The sequence below is a fragment of the Hymenobacter daeguensis genome (assembly GCF_054780555.1).
In genome coordinates this window covers 13,758-36,991 of record NZ_BAAGWC010000021.1, presented here as the reverse complement: position 1 = coordinate 36,991, position 23,234 = coordinate 13,758, and the positions used below count along the sequence as shown (strand labels likewise).

Annotated in this window: 17 protein-coding genes; 9 read left to right on the top strand and 8 right to left on the bottom strand. The window is 63.7% G+C overall.

The window, feature by feature from the left end:
- Positions 1-52 precede the first annotated feature (52 nt).
- From ACYVHT_RS18285 to ACYVHT_RS18245, 9 genes are all read left to right on the top strand, one after another.
- A complete protein-coding gene (locus ACYVHT_RS18285) occupies positions 53-1,144 on the top strand; it encodes an aldo/keto reductase (RefSeq protein WP_460555269.1) in 1,092 nt (363 codons plus the stop codon).
- A gap of 460 nt (positions 1,145-1,604) precedes the next feature.
- Entirely contained in the window at positions 1,605-3,011 is a 1,407-nt protein-coding gene (locus tag ACYVHT_RS18280; protein WP_460555266.1) for a glycoside hydrolase family protein, read from the top strand.
- Positions 3,012-3,016: 5 nt separating this feature from the next.
- Complete coding sequence (locus ACYVHT_RS18275) at positions 3,017-4,177, top strand: serine hydrolase domain-containing protein (RefSeq protein ID WP_460555263.1); 1,161 nt, start codon at positions 3,017-3,019, stop codon at positions 4,175-4,177.
- Positions 4,178-4,187: 10 nt separating this feature from the next.
- A complete protein-coding gene (locus ACYVHT_RS18270) occupies positions 4,188-7,010 on the top strand; it encodes a heparinase II/III family protein (RefSeq protein ID WP_460555260.1) in 2,823 nt (940 codons plus the stop codon).
- 40 nt (positions 7,011-7,050) lie between these two features.
- The gene (locus ACYVHT_RS18265; RefSeq protein WP_460555257.1) at positions 7,051-8,712 is read left to right on the top strand and encodes a hypothetical protein; all 1,662 of its coding nucleotides are present in this window, start codon (positions 7,051-7,053) and stop codon (positions 8,710-8,712) included.
- An 81-nt stretch (positions 8,713-8,793) separates the two neighbouring features.
- The gene (locus ACYVHT_RS18260; protein WP_460555254.1) at positions 8,794-10,020 is read left to right on the top strand and encodes a DUF4861 domain-containing protein; all 1,227 of its coding nucleotides are present in this window, start codon (positions 8,794-8,796) and stop codon (positions 10,018-10,020) included.
- A gap of 73 nt (positions 10,021-10,093) precedes the next feature.
- Positions 10,094-11,023 carry an ROK family protein gene (locus ACYVHT_RS18255; protein WP_460555252.1) on the top strand — a complete coding sequence of 310 codons (930 nt, stop codon included), beginning with the start codon at positions 10,094-10,096 and terminating at the stop codon, positions 11,021-11,023.
- Positions 11,024-12,730: a glycoside hydrolase family 43 protein gene (locus ACYVHT_RS18250; protein ID WP_460555249.1), complete on the top strand. Its 1,707-nt coding sequence runs from the start codon at positions 11,024-11,026 to the stop codon at positions 12,728-12,730. It begins immediately after the preceding gene.
- 58 nt (positions 12,731-12,788) lie between these two features.
- Positions 12,789-13,295, top strand: coding sequence for a cupin domain-containing protein (locus ACYVHT_RS18245; RefSeq protein WP_460555246.1), 507 nt, complete (start codon positions 12,789-12,791; stop codon positions 13,293-13,295).
- Between the two features lie 148 nt (positions 13,296-13,443).
- Here ACYVHT_RS18245 and ACYVHT_RS18240 read toward each other — a convergent pair whose 3' ends face one another.
- From ACYVHT_RS18240 to ACYVHT_RS18205, 8 genes are all read right to left on the bottom strand, one after another.
- Complete coding sequence (locus tag ACYVHT_RS18240; protein WP_460555243.1) at positions 13,444-15,756, bottom strand: xanthine dehydrogenase family protein molybdopterin-binding subunit; 2,313 nt, start codon at positions 15,754-15,756, stop codon at positions 13,444-13,446.
- 87 nt (positions 15,757-15,843) lie between these two features.
- Positions 15,844-16,827 carry an FAD binding domain-containing protein gene (locus tag ACYVHT_RS18235; protein WP_460555240.1) on the bottom strand — a complete coding sequence of 328 codons (984 nt, stop codon included), beginning with the start codon at positions 16,825-16,827 and terminating at the stop codon, positions 15,844-15,846.
- Between the two features lie 33 nt (positions 16,828-16,860).
- Positions 16,861-17,493 carry a (2Fe-2S)-binding protein gene (locus ACYVHT_RS18230; protein ID WP_460555238.1) on the bottom strand — a complete coding sequence of 211 codons (633 nt, stop codon included), beginning with the start codon at positions 17,491-17,493 and terminating at the stop codon, positions 16,861-16,863.
- A 429-nt stretch (positions 17,494-17,922) separates the two neighbouring features.
- A complete protein-coding gene (locus ACYVHT_RS18225; RefSeq protein WP_460555236.1) occupies positions 17,923-18,783 on the bottom strand; it encodes an SDR family oxidoreductase in 861 nt (286 codons plus the stop codon).
- Between the two features lie 137 nt (positions 18,784-18,920).
- Positions 18,921-19,880: a helix-turn-helix domain-containing protein gene (locus ACYVHT_RS18220; protein WP_460555233.1), complete on the bottom strand. Its 960-nt coding sequence runs from the start codon at positions 19,878-19,880 to the stop codon at positions 18,921-18,923.
- A 44-nt stretch (positions 19,881-19,924) separates the two neighbouring features.
- The gene (locus tag ACYVHT_RS18215; RefSeq protein ID WP_460555230.1) at positions 19,925-20,827 is read right to left on the bottom strand and encodes a helix-turn-helix domain-containing protein; all 903 of its coding nucleotides are present in this window, start codon (positions 20,825-20,827) and stop codon (positions 19,925-19,927) included.
- Positions 20,828-20,918: 91 nt separating this feature from the next.
- Entirely contained in the window at positions 20,919-22,532 is a 1,614-nt protein-coding gene (locus ACYVHT_RS18210) for a cation:proton antiporter (RefSeq protein WP_460555227.1), read from the bottom strand.
- A 108-nt stretch (positions 22,533-22,640) separates the two neighbouring features.
- On the bottom strand, positions 22,641-23,219 hold the full coding sequence (locus ACYVHT_RS18205) for a Rossmann-fold NAD(P)-binding domain-containing protein (RefSeq protein WP_460555225.1): 579 nt from the start codon (positions 23,217-23,219) through the stop codon (positions 22,641-22,643).
- Between the last annotated feature and the right edge of the window lie 15 nt (positions 23,220-23,234).

Sequence of the window (23,234 nt, the reverse complement as noted above, 5' to 3'; positions counted from 1 at the left end):
TCCCGCTCGAATACGCCGTGCGCGGCAACTACCCACTTTTAACATATTTCAGATGTCACTCAATTCGTATGTAACCCTGGGCCGGTCCGGCTTGCGGGTGAGCCCGCTGTGCCTGGGCGCCATGACCTTTGGCGAAGACTGGGGCATGGGCTCCTCGCCGCAGGAGTCGGCCGCCATCCTGGCCCGGTACCGGGAACTGGGCGGCAATTTTCTCGACACCTCCAACGCTTACAACAACGGGCATTCGGAGAAGATTATCGGCGATGCTATCGGCCGCGAGTCTTCTCAGCGTGACCGAATGGTCATCGGGACCAAGTTTGCCAATAACCTGTACCCCGGCGACCCCAACGGCGGCGGCAACGGCACCAAGGCGCTCATCGAGCAGTGTGAGCAGTCGCTACGCCGGCTGCAAACCGACTACATCGACCTGTACTGGATTCACCACTGGGACTGGAACACGCCGGTGGAAGAAACCATGAAGGCGCTCAACAACCTGGTCAGCAGCGGCAAGGTGCGCTACATCGGCGTGTCCGATACGCCGGCCTGGCAGGTGGCACAGGCCCACACGATGGCCCAGCTCAAGGACTGGACGCCGTTCGTGGGGCTGCAGATTGAGTACTCGCTGCTGGAGCGCACCGTGGAAGACGAGCTGCTGCCCATGGCCCAGGCGCTGGGCATCGGGGTCACGCCCTGGTCGCCGCTCAAGTCGGGGCTGTTGTCGGGCAAATTTACCCGCACCAACGCCGGACAGGTCGGCGGCAGCCGCGGCGAAATGATGGGCACGGTGTCGCTGCTCGATGAGCGGGCCTTTGCCATCATCGACCGCCTGGCCGAGCTGGCCGAAGCGCATCACACGAACTCCGCCGCCATTGCCCTGGCCTGGGTGAATAGCCGGCCGGGCGTGACCTCGACCATCATCGGCGCCCGCCGGCTCGACCAGCTGGAGGCCAATGTTGCGGCCCTGGACGTGCGCCTGTCGGCCGAGGAACTCGCCTCGCTGGACCAGCTCTCGACGCCCCCGGCCATGTTCACCACCATGCAGCAAAAATTGACGAGCAGCTTCCAGCACGGCGGTATCTCGGTGAATGGGGTCACGCCCTTCAAGTATCCGATGACACCGAACTCCGACCAAGACCGATACTAACGGGGCTAATGGGAGCAAAAAGCGGTGGCTATTTATTAGCAGCACCCAATGACCGGGGAGGTAGGCCAGGCACTGCACTGAGCTACCTCCCTTTTTTTATGTAATCTAACCCTCCTTTCGGCAAACCACGAGCAACAGCCCGCCACAGGGTGCGTGCAGGCTACTGCGGCACTTGGTGAGTTTACGAAACCCGTCTACGAATCAGAGTTTACGAAACGCGCCAGGCAGATGAGTTTCGTAAACTTTCCGCGAGAGCATTTTTTGGCTTGAGAGGTCCTGTTTGGCAGTGCTGCTTTCTCTGCCCACCAGGTAGCTTTTTCATGGTAAGTCCGCGCTACATCCCGTCAGGTAGGTTCAGGAGGCTTGGCGAATAAGCAGGGTGTTATTTCGTCGCGTTACTGGCACCTAATGATTCGCTGCCGGTATGCTACTTCCTCATTCTCGCTGAACCCACCCGCCCATGCGTTTTGCGCTTTGTTTTGCGTTGCTCCTGCTGCTAAAATCAGTAACGGCCCAAACGGCGGGCTCGCTGATTATCCATCCGGTGCCGAATGGCGTCCTCTACACCCAGCATAACGACGACTACACGGTGCGCGTGCGCCCGCCCGGCGGCGACTGGCAGGACCTGTTCGAGTACAACGTACAGGTTGATTTGGACAAGGTGCGCGATGCGTCCATGGTCACCTTCGACATGGGCGGCCCGATGGAAGTGGCCGTGCGCAAAAACAACGGCAGTGCCCAGCAGGTCCGCATCCGGCCGCTTTCCTACGGCATTAAACCGCGCCTGGAGGGCAACACGGTGTACTTCACGCTGCCCCAGCCCCGCAAGGTATCGGTAGAATTCAACGGCGACAAGCTGCAGAACCTGCACGTTTTTGCCAACGCGCTGGAAACGGATAAGCCCGACCCCAAGGACCCGCACGTGATGTATTTCGGGCCGGGCATCCACACGCCGCCCGACCAGCCGGGCAGCGTCATCCACGTGCCGAGCAACACCACGGTGTACCTGGCCGGCGGGGCCGTGCTGCGGGCCAAGCTGCTGGTAGACCATGCCGAAAACGTGCGCATCATCGGGCGCGGCATCATCGACCAAGCCGAGCGCGGGGTAGAAGTAACCTTCTCCAAAAACGTGACCATCGACGGCATCATCGTGCGCAATCCGCAGCACTACACGGTATATGGCGGCGAGTCGCGTGGCCTCACCATTCGCAACCTGAAGTCCTTCAGCGCCAAGCCCTGGAGCGACGGCATCGACCTGATGAGCTGCTCCGACGTGCTGGTGGACGACGTGTTTCTGCGCACGTCCGACGATTGCATTGCCCTCTACGGCCACCGCTGGAATTTTTACGGCAACGCCCGCAACATCACCGTGCAGAACGCCACGCTCTGGGCCGACGTGGCGCACCCCACCAACATCGGCCTGCACGGCGATACCAGCATCGTGGGCGATACCATCGAGCGCATCACTTTCCGGAACATCGACATTCTGGAGCACGACGAGGACGACCCCAACTACCAGGGCTGCCTGGCCATCACCTGCGGCGACCAGAACCTGGTGCGCGACGTGCGCTACGAGAACATCCGCATCGAGGACTTCGAGGAAGGCCAGCTGCTGAACCTGCGCGCCGTGTACAACGCCAAATACAACACCGGGCCGGGCCGTCACGTCGAGAACATCCTGTTCAAAAACATCAGTTACACCGGCAGCGGGGCCAATCCCTCGGTGCTGCAGGGGCTGAGCGCAACCGGCCAGGTGCGCAACGTGCGCTTCGAAAACCTGCGCCTCAACGGCAGGCCCGTGACCAATGCGGCCGCCGGCAACATCCGGGCCGGTGAATTCACCGAAGGTATCTCGTTCAAACCCTGAGCCCTATGACCACCACTCATTCGGGCTTGGGGAAACGAGTCGCCTTCCTACTGCTGGTCCTCTTCGGCGTGGCCGGCCCGGCGCCCGCCCAAACGCCAAAAGTCCGCGCGGCACCACCCGTTTCGGCCGCTGCGTTTGCGCCCATGGATGCGCTGATTCAGACTTGGGTGACGAAGGGCTACTACCCCGGCGCGGGCCTGCTGGTGGCCCGGCCCGGCCGGGTGCTGCACGAGCAATTCTACGGCAGCTACACGCCCGAAACCGTGGTCTACATTGCCTCGGCCGGCAAGTGGCTGGCCGCCGCCACCATTGCCGCCGTGGTAGACGAGGGCAAGCTGCGCTGGGACGACAAAGTGGTGAAATACCTGCCCGACTGGACCGACGCCAAGGGTCAGGCCACCCTGCGCCTGTTGCTCTCGCACACCGCCGGCTACCCCGACTACCAGCCCACAGGCAACCCGCGCGACGACTACCAGACCCTTACTGAATCCGTTAAAAACATCCAGCCGCTGCCCATCAAAGATGCGCCGGGCACCCGCTTCCGCTACGGCGGCCTGGCCATGCAGGTGGCCGGCCGCATGGCCGAGCTGGCCACGGGCCAGGACTGGGAAACGCTGTTCCAGGCGAAAATAGCCCGGCCGCTGGGCATGACCAGCACGCATTTCACGCCCGTGGATTTGGGCGGTGGGCACAGCCCCATGCTCGGGGGCGGGGCCCGCAGCACCGTGGCCGACTATGCCCACTTCCTGGAAATGCTGAGCCAGAATGGCCTGTACAACGGCCGGCGCGTGCTCTCGGCTCAAGCCCTGGCCGAGATGCAGGCCGACCAGGTGGGCACCGCCGCGGTGCAGCCCGGCGAGTTTGTAGCGAAGGTGCGCGGCACTTCCTACCCCGGCATCTATGGCCTGGGCGAGTGGCGCGAGGAGCTGGACGCCCACGGCCGCGCCACGCTGCTGAGCAGCCCCAGCTGGGCCGGGGCCTACCCCTGGCTCGACAAGAAAACCGGCATCTACGGCATTTTTCTGACCCACGTCGAGCCGGCGGTGGCCAACAAGGCGGGGTTCAACTCCTTTTTGAGCAGCGCGGTGCTGGCCACGATGGCCCGGCAGGCGGTGGGCAAAAAAAGCGGCGCGCTACCCGCCAGACCGTTTTCCAGGACGAATTAATCAGTTCACGATGGCCTTTTTTATTCGCCAACTACGCTACGGACTGCTGGCTGCGCTGCTGCCCGCCGTTGCCCTGGCCCAAACCGTGCAGCTGCCGGCCACCCTGCCCGCCGGCCACCCGCGCCTGCTGACCAACGCGGCCGGCAAGGACCAGCTGCGCCAGCGCCTGGCCACGCAGCCCGAAGCACAGCGCAGCTACAACAGCATCAAGGCCAAAGTGGACCCGTACGTGACGCGCCACCAGACCGACCCGACGTGGATAGTCTCGCGCCTCCAGATGTACTGGAAAACCAGGGCCACCGAGGTCTATGTGAAAGGCCCGGTATTCGACCACGCGGGTGGGCCGGCCGCGCCCGCACCCACCGTGCGCTTCACCGGCACCCGCGATGCGGTAACAGTGTATCGGACGCCCGCCATTGAGGACGTGAAGCCCTACCTGGACGATGCGCGCGGCCTGTATCTGCAGAACGCCACCACCAAGCAGTGGGAGTGGACCGACCCGGCCAAGGCGGCCCGCATCGTGGAAGGCATCAACCGCAACATCATGGCGCTGGCCCAGCAATCGGCCTTCCTCTACTGGTACACCGGTGAGGAGAAGTACGCCCGCTTTGCCTACGACGTGCTCGATACCTACCTCACCGGCATTTATTACCGCCAGGAACCGGTTGATTTGAGCCACAGCCACATACAGACGCTGGTGGGCCTCACGTCTTTCGAGGTCATTCACGAAGACGTGCTTTCCGAGCTGGTGCCGGCCTACGATTTTCTCCACGACTACGTGGTGCAGCACGCCGCCCCGAAAAAACCGCTGTACGATGCGGCCCTGCAGAAATGGGCCGACCTCATCATCAAAAACGGCGTGCCCTTCAACAACTGGGACCTGTTTGAGGCCCGCTTCGTGTCGCAGATTGCGGTGGTGCTCGACGACGACGACAAGTACGCCAACGGCCACGGCAGCCACTACTACCTCGACCAGATTATCAACCAGACCAGCACCCGCCAATGGGGCCTGACCGAGCTGATTCGGAAGGGGTTTGACGCTAAATCCGGCCTCTGGGCCGAGTGCCCCGGCTACTCGGTGAACGTGGTGAAGGACTTCACCGACTTCGTGAAGCTGTTCGATGAGCTGCTGCACATCGACCTGGCCGCCCAGATTCCCTTAATTCCCAAAGCCGTGCTGGCGACGGCCCAATACGCCTTTCCCAACGGCAACATCGTGGGCTTCGGCGACACGCACTACGGCCCCCTGCCCACCGAATCGATGCTGAACATGGTGGCCAACGCCCAGCATTTCCACAAGCCCGAGCAGGAGCGCCAGTTCACCAGCCTGCTGAAAACCACCCGGCAGCTCACCGGCCAGGCGGCCGGGCACGGCGGGGGCGGCAGCGGCGTGGCGGCGCTGTTTGCCTCGGCCACGGTGCTGCGCGACGACATTCCGGCCGCTCGGCCCGGCGACTTCGTGACGCCCACCTTCTACTCGCCCAACGTGAGCTGGCTGGTGCAGCGCCTCAACCCCAACAGCCCGCGCCACGGCCTGCTCATCTCGCAGGCCGGCTCGATGGGCAACCACGCCCACGCCAACGGCATTGCCATGGAGCTCTACGGCCAGGGCGTGGTGCTGGCCCCCGAGGGCGGCATCGGCACCACCTACTTTCAGCCCGATTACGCCGAATACTACTCCCAGTTTCCGGCCCACAATACGGTGATGGTGGACGGCATTTCGGCCTACCCGGTGATGAAGAGCAACCACGGCTTCGCGGTGCAGGGCGTGTACCCGCCCATCAGCCAGGCCGGGACCACGCCGACCTACGGCCCGTTCACCTACTCCGACGTGCTGTTTCGGGAGCCCGAAACCCAATCGGACCAGCGCCGCCAGATGGGCATCATCCGCACCGGCGACTCGACGGGCTACTACGTGGATATCTTCCGCTCGAAGAAGGTGCAGGGCGGCGACAAGTTTCACGACTACTTCTTCCACGGCCTGGGCCAGGAGCTGACCGTTGGCGAGGCCGGTGGCAAGGCCCTGGCCTTGCAGCCCACCGCCCAGCTGGCTTTTGCCGAAGGCAGCCTGTTCGCGCTCGATTACCTGTACGATAAAAAGTCGGTACTGACGACCAGCGACGTGGCCGCCACCTTTCGCCTGGCCGTGCCCAACCAGCCTGCCCGCCAGCTGCACATGTGGCTGCAAGGTGCGCCGGAGCGCGAAATCTTCACCATGAAGTCGCCCAAGTCCACCGCCTACGGCCGCGACAACATGCTGCCCCACGACATCGAGGAGCTGCCGCTGCCCACCATCGTGGTTCGCCAGCGCGGCCAGGCCTGGACGCGACCCTTTGCCGTGGTGTACGAGTCGGCCGCGACCGATGCGCCGCGCACCATCAAAAGCACCAGCGGCTTCCAGCCCGGCGGCGCGGGCGCTGATTTTGTGGGCCTGAAAGTGGAAACCGTGGCCGGCCGGCAGGACTACATTTTCTCCAACACCGGCAGCACCGTAGTCACCCAAGACGACATGACGGCGCAGGCTGACTATGCCGTGGTGAGCTTTAATGACACTGAAATCGTCAGCTTACTGCTTGGGCATGGCCGCGAGGTAAGCAAAGGGGTGAACACCCTGGCGGCCCGCAACGGATTGGCCACCGCGGCCTTCTACCAGCAGGCCGACGGCTGGCACCTGAACGCTGACCAGCCCGTTTCGCTCACCCTGCGAGGCTCCGCACATACGCTGGTGCTAAATGGGGTAAGCTATTCGGGGAAAGTAAAGAAAATAAAGGGGCAGCCCACGGCCACGTTTGAACTGCCCACCACCACCGATGCGAAGCTGGAGCTGCATTAACGCCCGGCTTTTCCATTCCTGACTCACATAAAACACGCTGATGAAAACGCTCTTTCCCAGCACCGGGCGGCTATTGTTTCTGCTGCTTTGGGTCGCCGGAGTCCTCCCGGCCCGCGCCCAGGTGTGGCAGTGGTCGGCCCCGGTGGCCAACGTGGTTTCGCCCGAAACCAATGAGCCCGCGCGGGCTTTTCTCTGGATTCCGCCGCACTGCAAGGAGGTACGGGCGGTGGTTGTTGGCCAACATAATATGCTGGAAGAGCCCTTGTTTGAGCACCCGAAGTTCCGGGCCGAGCTGGCGAAGCTGGGCATCGCGGAGGTGTGGGTCACGCCGGCCCTCAGCGTCACGTTCGACTTTCCGAAAGGGGCCGGTGAGCAGTTTGAGGGCATGATGCGGACGCTGGCGGCGGTTTCGGGGTATTCGGAATTGGCTTTTGCGCCGGTGGTGCCTGTCGGCCACTCGGCGCTGGCTAGCTACCCGTGGAACTTCGCCGCCTGGAATCCCGGCCGCACGCTGGCGGCCATTTCCCTCAAGGGCGACGCGCCGCTGACCACCCTCACCGGCAGCGGCCGGCCCAACCCGGACTGGGGCAGCCGCACCCTCGACGGGGTGCCCGGCCTCATGGTGATGGGCGAGTACGAGTGGCTGGAAACCCGCCTCGCGCCCGCGCTGGCCTACCGGGCCGCGCATCCGGCCGCGCCCATTTCCCTGCTGGCTGATGCCGGCCACGGCCATTTCGACGTTTCCGATGAGCTGGTGAATTACTTGACGCTGTTCATCCGCAAAGCTGCCGAGCGGCGCCTGCCCGCCCGGATGCCGCTGGATAAAGCCCCGGTGCTGAAATCCGTTGACCCCGGGCAAGGCTGGCTGGCCGACCGCTGGCGGCAAGATGCGCCGCTGCAAGCCGCCGCCGCACCCTTCGCGGCTTACAAAGGCCCCAGGACCGAATCGTTCTGGTACTTCGACCCGGAAATTGCCCGTGCCACCGAGCAGTACTACGCCCGCACCCGCGGCAAAAAGCCGCAGCTGCTTGGCTTCGTGCAGGATGGCAAAACCCTGCCCCAGACCAACACCCACCAGCAAGTCAACCTGAAATTTGTGCCGCTGGCCGATGGCCGCAGCTTTCGGGTGGGCAGCACGTACCTGGATTCGGTGCCCGCCGGCAGCCCCAACCCGGCGCGCTGGACCGGCCTGCCGGTGGGCGCGCCGCTCGGCCATTCGACGGGGCCCATTACCGTTTCGCGCATCACCGGCCCAGTGGTACAGACCGGACCCGATACCTGGGCCATCCGCTTCAACAAAGTGGGCTTCAACAACCCCCGCCGCTCGAATGATGTGTGGCTGCTGGCGGGCCAGCCCGGCAATGAGCACTATAAAAGCGCCGTGCAACAGGCTGACTTACGCTTTCCATTGGTGAATAAAGAGGGTGCCACCCAGCGCATTACCTTCCCGGCTATTGCCGATGTGAAAGCCGGCCAGCTGAAATCGTTGCCGCTCGCCGCCACTTCCGATGCGGGCGTCCCCGTCGAATACTTTGTGCAGGACGGCCCGGCCGAACTGGTTGGCCACACGTTGCATTTTACTGAAATCCCCCCCCGGGCCAAATTTCCGATGAAGGTGACCGTGGTAGCCTGGCAGTACGGCACGGCCGGCAAGCTCCAAAGTGCCGCTCCGGTAACGCAGACCTTCAGCATTATCCGGTAGAAATTATGTGCAATCAGGAGAGGTCAGAAAGGTTGGGCTGGCGGGGCATGGGTTCTTTGTCCGCATAAACCTTCCCCACCCATGCGCTTTAAAACGTCCTTTGTGCCCGCCACGGGTTTGCTGCTCACCATGGCGCTGCTGAGCGCCACGCCGCCCGTCGCCGATACCCAAACCTTCACGGTGCGCAACCGGCTGGGCATTGACCGCCGGGCCGAAACCATCAGCCTGCCCGCCAGCCGCCTCAGCGCCCTGCTCAAAAAATACGGCGCGAAAAACCTGCTGGTGAAGGATGCCAGCGGTAAAATCCTGGTCAGCCAGGCCGTGGACAACAACGGCGACGGCATCATCGACGAGCTGCTGCTGCAAACCGACATCAAGGCCAATGCCACCCAGAAATTCACGGTGACCGGGGCCGCCAACGGCGCGGCCCGGCAGCCCAAAAGCCAGTACCGCACCTTCGCCCGCCTCGTGCCCGAGCGCACCGACGACTACACCTGGGAAAACGACCGGGTGGCCTTCCGCACATACGGCCCCGAGGCCGAGCGGCTGGTAGTGGCCAGGCAGCCTGGCGGCACCCTCACCAGCGGCATGGACTGCTGGCTGAAGCGCGTGCCCTATTCCATCATCGACAAGTGGTATGCCGCCAACGTGAAGGAAGTGGGCTACTACCACATTGACCACGGCGAGGGCTACGACCCCTACCACGTGGGCGACAGCCGGGGCTTCGCCGGCATCGGCATCTGGGACCGGGATTCGCTCTACGTCTCGCGCAATTTCACCGGCTACAAGACGCTGGCCAACGGGCCCATCCGCACGCTGTTTGAGCTGAGCTACGCGCCCTGGCAGGCCAATGGCCGCACCGTGACCGAGAAGAAAATTCTCAGCATCGACCTGGGCTCTAACCTGACTCGTTTCGAGGAGCATATCTCGGCCGATAAGCCGCTGCCCAACGTCACCATCGGCACCACGCTGCACGCCGAGCCCAAGGGCGTGCGGGGCGAGGTGAAAGGGGAACCCAAACAGGGCTGGTTTCGCTACTGGGAGCCCATGGATGATGCTTTCCTGGGCACCGGCGTGGTGCTGGCCCCGCAAGCGGTGCAGGGTTGGCAAGACCACCGCACCAAAGCGAAAGAACAAAGCCACCTGCTGGTGATGGCCACTCCGAAAGAGAACAAGCTGGTGTACTACGCCGGCTTTGGGTGGACCAAAAGCGGCCAGTTCAAAACGGCCGCCGATTGGGATAAATACCTGGCCGAATACGCCCGGCGGCTGGCCTCGCCGCTGGAAGTGACTTATAGCAGCAAGTAGTTTTCAATTCCAATTATCCTACCACCGGGCAGGTCCAGCATTGTCCTCGCCCACCCGGTCAATTCCCACCCGCATGAACAGCTTTTTGCGCGACGAAAAACTCTGGGGCCTCGACCTGGGCGGCACCAAAATCGAGGGCATCATCCTCAAATCGGCGCAGGACCCGGAAGTCCTCTTCCGCGACCGGGTGCCTACCGAAGCCGACAAGGGCTATCAGCACGTACTGGCCCAGATTCAGAAACTGGTGCAGCACATGGAAGAGTCCGTGGGCTACAAGGCCTCCAGTCTGGGGCTGGCCACGCCCGGCACGCTGGTGCCGCGCACCGGCCTGATGAAGAACAGCAACGCCACCTGCCTCAACGGTCAGCCCATGAAGACCGACCTGGAGCGCCTGCTCGACATCCGCGTGGAAATGGCCAACGACGCCAACTGCTTTGCCCTGGCCGAAACCCGGCTGGGGGTCGTAAAGCAGCAGTTTCCCAATGCCAAGGTCGTGTTCGGGGTCATCATGGGCACCGGCGTGGGCGGCGGGCTGGTCGTGAACGGGCAGGTGCTTGGCGGCTTCCACGGCCTGGCCGGCGAGTGGGGCCACAACTACCTGAGCGAGCACAACGGCGAGCAGTGCTTCTGCGGCAAAAAAGGCTGCAACGAAAGCATTCTTTCCGGCCCCGCCCTGCAACGCTACTATGTGGAGCTGGGCGGGGAAGCCCGCTCGCTCAAGGAAATCGTGGCGCGGGCCGCGACAGGTCAGGACACCATGGCCGAGCACACGATGCAGCGCATGGTCAATTTCTTCGGCCGCGCCCTGAGCACCATTGTCAACATGATTGACCCTGACGTCATTGTTATTGGCGGGGGCGTGGGCAACGTCGACCGCCTCTACACCGAAGGCGTGGGCAAAGTAGCCCACTACGTGTTCGACCACGTGTTCGAAACGCCGGTTGTCAAGCCCCGCCTGGGCGACAGCGCGGGCGTGTTTGGCGCCGCTTACCTGGTGGCCTAGATGAGCGCCCAATCGTCCCGCTGGCGGCCCATTTTAATAGGAGTAGGGGGCCTGACGCTATTGCTCAGCGGTTGCCGGGCGGGCGGCCCGGCCAGCACGTCGGCGGTTCATCCGGCTGCCGCGCGGGCCTCGAAGCCTTCTGTTTCGCAGGTTTGGGTGGCCGACCAGGGCAACGGCACCTACCAGAACCCAGTCCTCAATGCCGACTACTCCGACCCCGACGTGGTGCGCGTGGGCGCTGATTACTACCTCACCGCCTCCAGCTTTAACGCCTGCCCGGGCCTGCCCATTCTGCACTCCCGCGACCTGGTGAACTGGCAGCTCATCGGCAATGCCCTGCCGCGCCTGCCGGAAGCTTTTTTCAATGTGCCCCAGCACGGTTTCGGCGTGTGGGCACCCTGCCTGCGCTACCACGCCAGGCAGTTCTACCTCTTCTGGGGCGACCCGGACTTTGGCATTTACCAGATGAAGGCCGATAACCCCGCCGGGCCCTGGACCAAGCCGGTGCTGGTGCTGGCCGGCCAGGGGCTGATTGACCCCGCGCCCTTCTGGGACACCGACGGGCGGGCTTACCTGGTGCACGGCTGGGCCGGCAGCCGCGCGGGCGTCAACAGCCTGCTCACCCTCAACCGGCTCAGCCCCGATGGCACGCAGGTGCTGGACGAGGGCCGCAACATCTACTCGGGGCACGACCATAACCACACCACGGAGGGGCCCAAGCTGTACCGGCGCGGGGGCTACTACTACATTTTTGCCCCGGCGGGCGGCGTGGCCACGGGCTGGCAGCTGGTGCTCCGCGCCAGGGACCTGGACGGGCCGTGGGAGGAGAAAGTCGTAATGGACCAGGGCACCACCGCCATCAACGGCCCGCACCAGGGCGCTTGGGTCGATACGCCCGACGGCAAAGAAGACTGGTTTCTGCACTTTCAGGACCGCGGGGCTTACGGGCGGGTGCTGCATCTGGAGCCCATGGTCTGGAAAAATGACTGGCCCGTCATTGGCGAGGACTCCGACGGCGACGGCAAGGGCCAGCCCGTGCTCAGCTACCGCAAGCCCAACGTGGGGCACCCGTACCCCATCGCCACCCCGCCCGAAAACGACGAATTCAATTCCGACACCCTGGGACTGCAATGGCAGTGGCAGGCCAACCCGAAAGTGACGTGGAGCGCCCTGCTGCGCGGCAACAGCTTTCTGCGCTTGTTTGCCGTACCGGTGCCCAAGGGGGCCGCCAACCTCTGGCCCGTGCCCAACCTGCTGCTCGAGAAGTTTCCGGCCACTGACTTTACCGCTACCGCCAAGGTCAAGCTCAACATCGAATGGGAAGTCTGGCAGGGCAAAAAAGCCGGCCTGCTCATCGTCGGCAACGACTATGCGTACCTGGCGCTCACTAAAAATGCGGCTGGCTACCACGTAGCTCAGATGCGCTGCCTCGATGCGCCCAGCAGCGCGGCCGAGCAGGTGGTGGCGGAGCAAAGCATTCCCGGCCCGGAGGTGCAGCTGCGCGTGCAGGTCAGTGGCCCCGCTGCTACCTGCCGCTTTAGTTTCAGCACCGACGAAGGCCGGACCTTCCAGCCCATCGGCCAGCCCTTCACGGCGAAGCCAGATAAATGGACGGGCGCCAAAGTGGGCGTATTCTGCGCCAGCACCCAGCCCGAAACGCGCATTGGCGGCTACGCCGACGTGGACTGGTTCCGGGTCACGAAATAGTCCGCACGAGAACGCTCGGTTTTTTCTTCATTTCAATTCCAATCATTTACCCGCCACCATGCCTGAGGACCCATCCGTTAAACAGAGCCTTTTCCAGCAAACCGCCGCCCAACTGCACGCGCAGGGCTTCACCATTGCCACGCAGGACCAGACCCGGCCCTGGGGCGGCTTTTTCGTTATCGACGAGACGCAGGCGCAGGCGTTTGCCGATGCCTATTTCGACGGTCTGTCGGTGGAGGAGCTGCGCATCTCCGGCAAGCTGAGCCCCAAAATCCTGATTGTCGCGCCGCAGCAACGCCTCTCGTGGCAGTACCACCACCGCCGGGCCGAAATCTGGCGCGTCGTGCAGGGGCCCGTGGGCGTGGTAACCAGCGACACCGATGCCGAAGGCGAACCAAAGACCTACCAACCCGGTCAGCAAATCACCTTGCGCCAGGGCGAGCGGCACCGCCTCGTCGGCCTGGCGGGCTGGGGCATTCTGGCCGAAATCTGGCAGCACACCGATGCCCATCAGCCCTCCGATGAGGACGACATTGTCCGCGTGCAGGACGATTTCGGCCGCTAGTCAGCTCGATGCACCACCGGCCGGCTGCTCAGTGCCGGGAACTGGCCGGTGGTGCTGTCAGCTGCCGGCTTCCGCGCTCCTTAGCGCCGGGGCCACCTGGGTATCAGGGTCTTTCAAAGCGATGCTTATGCATTTCAAATAATAAGCCTTACACCGGCTCTCGCAGCGCAGCCAGCACCTTATCGGGCGTCATGGGCAGGGAGCGGAGGCGGCGGCCGGTGGCGTGAAGCACCGCATTGGACACGGCCGCCGTGACGCCCACCACCGATACTTCCCCAATGCCCTTGGCCCCCATAGCATTGATGTAGGGGTCGTGTTCGTCGATAAATTCAACCGTCATGGCCGGAATGTCGGCGTTCACGGGCACATGGTAGCTGGCCAGGTCCGCGTTGGTGTAGCGGGCCAGGTTCGGGTCGCGCACGGTCTGCTCCATCAGGGCCGCCCCGATGCCGAAGATGCTGCCGCCCATCACCTGCGAGCGGGCCGTTTTGGGATTCAGAATGCGGCCGCCGGCCACTACGCTTACCCAACGGGTCACGCGCACGGTGCCCAGCTCGGGGTCGACGTGGACTTCGCAAAAATGCGCCCCGAAGGCGTGCATGGCGTGCTGGGGCGCTTTATCATCGGTGGCGCGGGCCTCCTCGTAGCCGCTGCCGTAGCGGCCAATGGCGCTACCTTCCACGTCGTTTAAACCGGCCCGCTTCATCAGCTCGCCGAAGGCCTCGCCTTTGCCGGGGTCCGCTTTGAGCTGTAAACGGCCTTTTTCCATCACCACGTCGGCGGGCTGAGCGCGGTAAAGGGGCGACTTCTTATCGGCCACGGCCACCCGGATGAGCTGCCGCCACACGTCCTGCGCCGCCAGGTACACCGACGACGATACCGTGCCGGCGGCCATTGAGCCGCCCGAGGCCGCCGTGGTGGGCAGGGTGCTGTCGCCCAGTTCAAAGCGCACGTTTTCGGGCGCAATGCCCAGCGCATCGGCTGCCACCTGGGTGTTGATGGTGTAGGTGCCCGTGCCCAGGTCGGTGGCCCCGGCCTGCACCACGGCCCGGCCGTCGGCGTAGAGGCGCACGCGGGCGTTGCCCTTGCCGCTGTGCACGGGGTAGGCGGCCGTGGCCATGCCCCAGCCCACCAAGTGATTGCCGTCGCGGGTCTGGCCCGCTTTGGGGTTGCGCTTATTCCAGCCAAATAGCTCGGCCCCACGCTGGTAGCATTCTTTCAAACTCTTACTACTCCAGGGGTGGCCGGTGGCCGGGTCCTGGTCGGCGTGGTTAAGGAGCCGAATCTGGATGGGGTCGAGGTTCAGCTGGGCGGCCAAATCATCCATCGAACACTCGATGGCGAAGGAGCCCGGCATCTCGCCCGGGGCGCGGGTTGAGGTCGACGTCATCACGTTGGCGTGGGCCAGGTGGTAGGTCGACTCGAACGCCGGCAGGGCGTAGAGCATGTCCAGAATCTTGTGATTGGTTTCGGCGTAGTCGTCCCAGGGCGAGGTGGTGGACGTTTTCTCGTGCACCAGCGCCAGCAGCTTGCCCTCCCTGGTAGCCCCCAGGCGCAGGGTTTGCTCCTGGTCTTCGCGGTGGCCCATGCCCGTAAACATCTGCGGATGGGTGAGCACCAGCTTCACCGGCCGGCCCACGGCGCGGGCCACCAGCGGGGCTAGCGCCACGTGGGGCCACACCCAGGCCTTGCAGCCGAAGCCGCCGCCCAGAAACTTGTTGATTACCCGCACCTGCTCGATTTTCAGCCCCAGCATCTGGCTCAGGGTTTTCTGGGTCCAGGCAATGGCTTGCGTCGTGTCGTACACGGTGAGGCGGTCGGCCGCTTCCCAGTGGGCGATGGTCGCGCCCGGCTCCATGGGGTTGTGGTGGTTGATGGCGTGGGTATAAGTAGCCGTGAGCTGCACCGGAGCGCTGGCAAAAGCGGCCTGCGCGTCGCCACGCTTGGTCACGCCGGGCGCGCCCTTCACCACTTTGGGCACGAAGCGGGTCGTTTTCGGGTCGAGGTAGGAGGCTACCGGGGGTTCGGGCGTGATGTTGATTTTAAGCAGACTGGCGGCGTACTGGGCCCGCTCCAGCGTATCGGCCACTACGAGGGCCACCGGCTGGCCGGCGTACTCAATCCGGTCTGACTGCATCGGGAAAAAGCCCATTGGCGCGTTGAGTGCCGTCTTTTCTTCCGGGGTGCTGGGGACGCGGGCCAGCTTGGGCAGGTTCTGGTGGGTGAAAATGCCCAGCACGCCCGGCTGCCGCTGCGCCGCACTGGTGTCGATACTCACCACGCGTCCCCGGGCCACGTCGCTGGTGCGGAGCACGGCATGCACCAGGCCCGGCAGCCGGTTGTACTCGGCCGAATAGGTGGCCTGACCGGTCACCTTGGCAAAGCCATCGACGCGGCTCAAAGGCTGCCCGACGGCAACCGGCGTGGCGTTGGTCTGGGAGAATTGGGGTTCGGTATCCATGATATATAAGCGGTTAGCCAGTAGCAGCTAGCTAGTAGCTTTTGGTTTGTTGTCTGGAATTGTCGGCGTTGACTTTTCTGGCGCGAGCTAAGAGCTAACCGCTGATAAAGCCCGCACCAGCGTGTTCTGGGCCAGCTCTACCTTGAAGCGGTTGTGCGCCTGCGGCTGCGCCCCCTGCAAAGCCGCCGCCGCTGCGGCCCGAAACGTGGCCTCCGTGGCCGGGGCGCCGGTCAGCACTTTCTCGGCCTCGTGCGAGCGCCAGGGCTGCGCGCCCACCCCGCCCAGCGCCACCCGCGCCGCGCGAATGATGCCGGCCTGGATATCGAGCCCCACGGCCGCCGAGGCCAGCGCATAGGCGTAGCTGCTACGCTCGCGCACTTTCAGATAAGTCGAGCGGCGGGCGTGGGCGGTGACGGGAATGGTCACGGCCACAATCAGCTCGCCGGGTTCCAGCACGGTTTCCTTCTGGGGCGTTTTGCCCGGTAGCAGGTAAAACCCGGTCACGGGCACTTGGCGCTGTTTTCCCTTCGCGTTTTCCAGCGTCAGCATGGCGTCCAGGGCGGTAAGCGCCACGGCCAGGTCGCCGGGGTAAGCGGTAGCAATGCAGCTGTCGCTTACACCCAGGATAGCCAGGTTGTGGCTGTCGCCCGCAATGGCGGGGCAGCCGGAGCCGGGCACGCGCTTGTTGCACGGAAAGGCCGCGTCGCGGAAATAGCCGCAGCGGGTGCGCTGCAGCAGATTACCGCCAATGCTGGCCATGTTGCGCAGCTGCGGCGAGGCGGCCAGCAGCAGCGCCTGCGATACGGCCGGAAACTGCTGCACCACCAAGGGGTGCTCGCCCACCTTGCTCATGCGCTCCATCGTGCCGATGCGCAGCCCGTCGGCCGTTTGCTCCACACCCGTGAAGGGCAGCAGGTTGATATCCACCAGCTGGGGTGGCTCCGCCAGGCTGGCTTTCATCAGGTCGAGCAGCGTGGTACCGCCAGCGATGTAGGCGGCGGCCGGCTTGTCTTTCAGGATGCTGGTGGCTTCTTTGGCCGAGGTGGTCTGGGTATAGCTGAAGTCGTTCATCGTTGTAATCGGGAAAACAGGGTGATGAAGTGCTCAGGCTTTGCCCGCCACTTCGCGCACGGCAGCCAGGATGTTGGCGTAGGCCCCGCAGCGGCAGATATTGCCGCTCATCCACTCGCGGGCCTGGTCGTCGGTTTTGGCGTGGCCTTCCTGCACGCAGGCTACGCCGCTCATAATCTGGCCCGGCGTGCAGTAGCCGCACTGAAAGCCGTCGTGTTTGAGGAAAGCTTCCTGCATGGGATGCAGCTCGTTGCCTTTCGCCAGGCCTTCGATGGTGGTGATTTCCTTGCCTTGCGCCATCACGGCCAGGGTGAGGCAGGCGTTCACGCGCTGACCGTCGACCAGCACCGTGCAGGCCCCGCACTGGCCGTGGTCGCAGCCTTTCTTGGTGCCCGTCAAATCCAGGCGCTCGCGCAGGGCGTCGAGCAGGGTCACGCGGGGCTCGGCGCGCACCACGCGGGCCTGACCGTTGATGCGCAGCGTGAGGTCGGTGGCCCCCTCAATGGTTTTGGAATAGGTCGTCAGCCGCTCGGCCTGGCCGGCCAGCGGCGAAGTCAGCGCCAGGCCGAAGATGCCGCCAGCCTGCTTCATAAAGGTGCGACGTGAGTCGTTGGCGGGCTGCGCCTCGCCGGGCGTATCGGGCGTAGTGAATAAATCGGCGGCCATGCTAAGGAGAATTTGAAGGATGAATATGGGCGGCCTCAAGCGGCCAAAGACCACGGAATTGCCTGGAAATTTGTTTTTTACGGATGCCCGATTCAAAGGTCTTCACCGACCACTCACCAATTGTTATAGCTTTCAAACGAATACTTACACTAATCAAACAGCCCTGCGAAAAACATCCAGAGAGCTTCTCACAAGGCTGTTGAAGTGCGGCGAATCCTCGCCGCCGAGGTCGGGAGTGGCGTCCTTATTCCACCACCTGCGTCTGCATTTTACTCATCCGCCCGCCGTGCTCCTCAAGCTTGGCAACAGCCATTTCGAGTGCCTGCAAGTCAGTCGGCCGGGGGGGGCACGTGGCGGGCGGGTAACAAGGCCGCCATCGGCTGAGTCCCTGCTTGCGTTCGCAGCTGGAATCAGCTTTGCTATAAAATATTAATTATCAGCGCCCGCCAGCTGCTCGTCGTAAGCCAGCGACGACGATAATTCCCGGTAGGCAGCGAGCTGCTGCTGCAGCCCGGCGGCTACCTGCTCGGCGGTGCCAATGGCATCGGCCCCGGCCAGGAAGCGGCGGGGTGGCTTCGCCTCGCCCGAGATGGTGAGCAGGGCCTGGGCCAGCTTGGCCGGGTCGCCCGACTGCTGGCCGTTGTAGCCTTGCCAGAACTGCATCTGCGCCGCCCGGCGCTCGTCGTAATCGGCAATGGCGGGCGCGGCGAAATTGGTGGACTCCTCGGTGAGCAGCTCGGTGCGGAAGAAGCCCGGATTGACCACGATGGCATCAATGCCAAAGGGCGCGACCTCGGCCTGCAGGGACTGCATCCAGCCTTCCAGCCCAAACTTCGACGCGGCGTAGGCCGCCCCAAACTCAAACCCGACCAGCCCGGCCGTGGACGAAATGGTTATTACCTGCCCCGCCCGCTGCCGGCGCATCACCGGCAGCACGGCCCGCGTTACGTTCATCGGCCCGATAAGGCTGGTAGCCAGCTGCTTTTCTATCTGCGCCGGGCTCAGCTCTTCAAAGAAGCCAGCGTAAAAATTGGCCGCGTTGTTTACCAGTACATCCAGACGGCCAAACCGCTCGATGGCGGCGGCCACGGCGGCCGTCGCATCGGCCGGCTGGGTTATATCCAGCTTCACTACCAGCAAGTTGTCGGCTTCGCCCAGGGCCTGCGTTACCTTTTCGGTGGTGCGGCCGGTGGCCACTACGGCGTGGCCCGCTGCCAGCGCGGCCTTCGCGATATCAACGCCCATACCCCGGCCGGCGCCGGTGATGAGCCATACTTTTTTATCCGTCATGGGTTGGTTCTGTGTTGCCGGGTAGCGGGGCCAGCCGGCGGTGGTGAGAGTGTGCCAGCTTCCGGTTGGAAGCAGCACAAAGGTCCTGCGGCCGGGAGCCGGCCGGCCAACACAAATCAATCCATTCAGTAAGCAAATCAATCAATCGCCTGCGTTTGTGCCCTGGCGCGGCCGGCCTCAGCGGCCAGTTGGGCACGCAGGCCCGAGGGCGTCAGGCCGGTGTGTTTCCTGAAAAGGTTGTTGAAGTAAGTAGGGTACTCGAACCCCAGGCCGTAGGCAATTTCGGCCGTGCTCCAATCGGTGTGCAGCAGCAGGGCCTTGGCCTCGCTCACGATGCGCGCGGCGATGTAGGTGCCGGTGGTTTGGCCCGTCAGCTCGCGCACGGCTTTGTTGAGGTGGTTGACGTGCACCGAGAGGTGGCGGGCAAAGTCGCCGGGGGTGCGCAGCTTCATGCCGTGGTCGGGGGCATCAATCGGGAACTGCTGCTCCAGCAATTCCTGAAACAGAGACACGATGCGCGCCGCCGCGTTGGGGTGCTGGTAGTAGGTGGTTTGGGGCTGCATTTTCAGCGCCTCGTGAATGAGCAGATGGAGGTAGGTACGCAGCAAATCCTGCTTGTAGGCGTAGCCCGACTCCAGCTCCAGCAGCATTTTGCGGTAGAGCTGGGCAAACGTCTCAAACTGCGTTTCATTCACAAAAGCCACCGGGTCGGTGCCGACCTTGAACAGCGGCGACTCGTGCAGACTGCTGGCCCGCTCGCTGCCACCCCAAAAGTCCTCGGTGAACAAGCAGAAGTAGCCGCCCTGCGCTTCGGAAAGCGGCTCCCACGAAAACGGCACCTGCGGATTGGAGAACACCAGCGCCGGCCGGTCAATCAAGACGCCCCGGCTGGCGTAGTTGATGCGCCCCGCGCCGGTCATCAGCGAAATCTTGAAAAAGTCGCGCCGGCTGTAGCTCATCTGGCGGTTGCAGAACTGCTCCCGGTCGTACACGTTGAAGCGGCCCGTTGTCGCCACCGACACATGTTGCGGCGCAAACTCCAGCTGCGGGTTGCCCTGGTGCTGAAAAAACTGGTCGACGGTTTCGGTGCTTTGCATCCGGCAAAGGTATGCAAATCAAATAGGCGAAGCAGGCGTGCGTATTACCCGGCCTTGCGAAAAGCCAGGGGCGTACTACCGGTGTGCTTCTTAAAAAAGTTGTTGAAATACGAGGGGTATTCAAAGCCCAGGCTGTAGCCGATGGCGGCCACGTCCCAGTCAGTATGGTGCAGCAGGGCTTTGGCTTCGCCGATGACGCGCTCGGCAATGTGGGCGGTGGTGGAGCGGCCGGTCACTTCCTTCACGGCCCGGTTCAGGTGGTTGACGTGGATGGCGAGCTGGGCCGCAAAATCCTGGGCCGTTTTCAGGGGCAGCGGCGCCGAAGGGCTTTCGATGGGGAACAGGCGCTCCAGCAGCTCCAGAAACAGGGTGGTGATGCGGGAGGCGGCGTTCTTGTGCTGCAGGAAGGTTTCGGCCGGCTGCATGCGCAGCGCCTCGTGAATGAGCAGCTGGATGTAGGTGCGAATCAGGTCATTCTTGAACAGGTAATCGGTGCCCTGCTCGGCCAGAATCTTCTGGAAGATGCTGCCGGCGTAGGCGGCCTGCTCGGCGCTGAGGTGGAAGATGGGCGTGCCGCCGACCTTGAACAGCGGCGACTGCTGCAGGCTTTCCGACCGGTCGTTTTCCTTCATAAATGCCTCGGTGAACAGGCACGACGTCCCGGTGAGACGCGGGGCGTGCAGCTCTATCGAATACGGAATGTGCGGGTTGGCAAACATCAGGCAGGTGCCGTTCAGCTCCACGCTCCGGTCGGCGTAGTGCACCGAGCAGTGGCTGGTGACCAGGGCCACCTTGTAGAAGTCGCGGCGGCGATAAGTAGGGCCGGGGTTCACGGCCGTGTCCACTTCGTAAGCCTTGAAGCCTTTGAGCTGCAATTCCTGGGCGCTCAGGTCCTGGTGGGTGCCGATGAGGCGGGCCGGGGGCGCTGCTACTGGTTCGGTATTCATGGGGCGGGCAGTTGAAAAAAAAGCGGCAGGCACCTGCCGGATGCGCCCGGCGGTCTGGCCTGCAATACAATGGGAGGGACGCTGCGGCCTGCTATTCGGCGGTCAGGGGCAGCTGCTTTTCACGTAGCTTATACTCTTCCAAATCCAGAATGGTCAGGTACTTGCGAATGACTTCTTCGTCGAATTCCATGCGGTGGTTCATCTCGTGCAGCAGGGTACGCTGCTGGTCGAGCAGCGCCAGGTAGTGCTGGTGGAAGTGGTGCAGGGTGTCGTCGGGCGGGCCAGTCGGGGTTTCCAGCTCGTGGGTAAAAAACGCGGCGTCGAGCTGGAGGCGCGCCCGCAGGTTTTGCAGGTAGCCGTGGGGCTGCCCGTCCGGGCCGGTCGTCGAATCCACGTAGCGCAGCGCCTGCAGGGCCAGCTTTTTCTGAAGAATCAGCTCCTGCTGCTGCTCCGAAAAAGTCTGGTACTTGTCTTCCAGCTTTGCTTTCCGAATCAGCCAGGGCAGCGTGAGGCCCTGGAAAACCAGCGTCACGAGGATGACGACGAAGGTGATGAACAGGATGAGGTTGCGGTACGGAAAGGGCTGCCCCTGCGGCGTGAGCAGCGGAATGGACAGCGCCGCCGCCAGCGACACCACCCCGCGCATGCCCGCCCAGCCCAGCACCAGCGGCCCGCGCCAGCCCGGCCGGGCATCGGCCACGGTGATGAAGCGGCTGGCCGCCATCGTGAACAGCACCGCCCCAAACGAGCACAGCAGCCGCCCCACCACCAGCGTGAGCGAGACAAGCAGCCCGTAGCCGATGGCGGGGCCCAGGCCGCCGTCGAGCTCCCGCGTGATGGTGGGCAGCTCCAGCCCGATGAGCAGAAACACCAGCCCGTTGAGCACAAAGCTCAGCACCGACCACACGTCCACGCTCTCGATGCGGCTGCGGTAGCTGAGCATGGTGTGGCGCTTGCTGGAGAGCAGCAGGCCGCCGCTCACCACCGCCAGCACGCCGGAGTAGTGGAAATGCTCGGCCGCGTAGTAGAGGCAGTAGGGCGTGAGCAGCGTCAGCACCGTGTCGATGCTGGGCGTGGTGGGCAGGTAGCGGTGAATGGCGTAGAACACCAGGCCAATGCCCAGCCCGATGGCCGTGCCCAGCCCAATAACCAGGAAAAAGCTGCCCGCCGCTTCGCTGAACGCAAACTGCCCGGTGAGCACCGCCGCCAGCGCAAACCGAAACACAATCAGCGAGGCCGCGTCATTCAGCAGGCTTTCGCCCTCAATGATGCTCACCATCTGGCGCGGCACTTTCACGTTGCGCATGATGGTGGTAGCCGAAATGGCATCGGGCGGCGACACAATGCCGCCCAGCAGAAACCCCAGCGCCAGCGTGAACCCCGGAATAAGTGCGTGCGCCACCACTGCCACAATGCACGAGGTAATGATGACCACCGGAAACGCAAAGCTGGTAATCACCCGCCGCCACTTCCAGAACTCCTTCCACGACACCTGCCAGGCCGCCTCGTAGAGCAGCGGCGGCAGAAACACCAGAAACACGATTTCCGGGTCGAGCTTGATGTTGGCAAACACCTGCGTGAAGCTCAGCGCCAGCCCGCCCAGCACCAGCACAATGGGGTAGGCCAGCCGCAGCTTGCCGGCTACCATCACCAGCGCCAGAATAATCAGCACCAGAAATAAGAACTCAGAGAAGAGGTTTTGCATGGAATGGGGCGGCCCGTGAAACCGCGAAATGCCCAACGCCGGGCTTCCGCAAGGTACTTCACCGCCTGCAGGTTTGGCCAGCTACCGGCGGGCCTGGCCCGCGCCCCTTCAGGAGCCGGGCTTGTTGATGCCCAGGCTCTCCCGCACGTAACGCTCCGGCGACGCGATAAGCTGCGCGATAAACGTGGCCAGGCTTTTCTGCGAAATCACGGAGCCGCGCTCCGGCTCGCCCTTGCGGGTGATTTCGTAGTCCACCTCGTTGGCCGTCGTAAACCAGGCGGGCCGCAGCACGGTGTAGTCGAGGGCCGAGGTTTCGAAGGCATCGGCGGCCTGGCGGTAGGGCCTGAGCACGGGCTTGAGGGGCGTGTCGTAAATGCCGATGGAGCTGATGAAAATGACCCGCTTCACGCCGGCTTCGGTCATGGCGCGCACCACGTTTTGGGCCATGCGCGCCAGGTCGCCGGCCAGGTTCACGTACACGATGTCCTGGCCCGCCACGGCGGCCTGCAGCTGGTCGTAGTGCAGCACGTCGCCTTCCACCACGCGGGCGTTGGCGGCATTGCCGCTGCCCAGGCGGCGGGCGCTGCGCAAAAACAGGGTTAGCGCGAGGCTGTCATATTTCGCCAGCAGGTCGATAACCTGGCGGGCGATGGTGCCGCTCGCTCCCAGCACAAGTACGTTTTTCATGCGTTTCGAATCGAA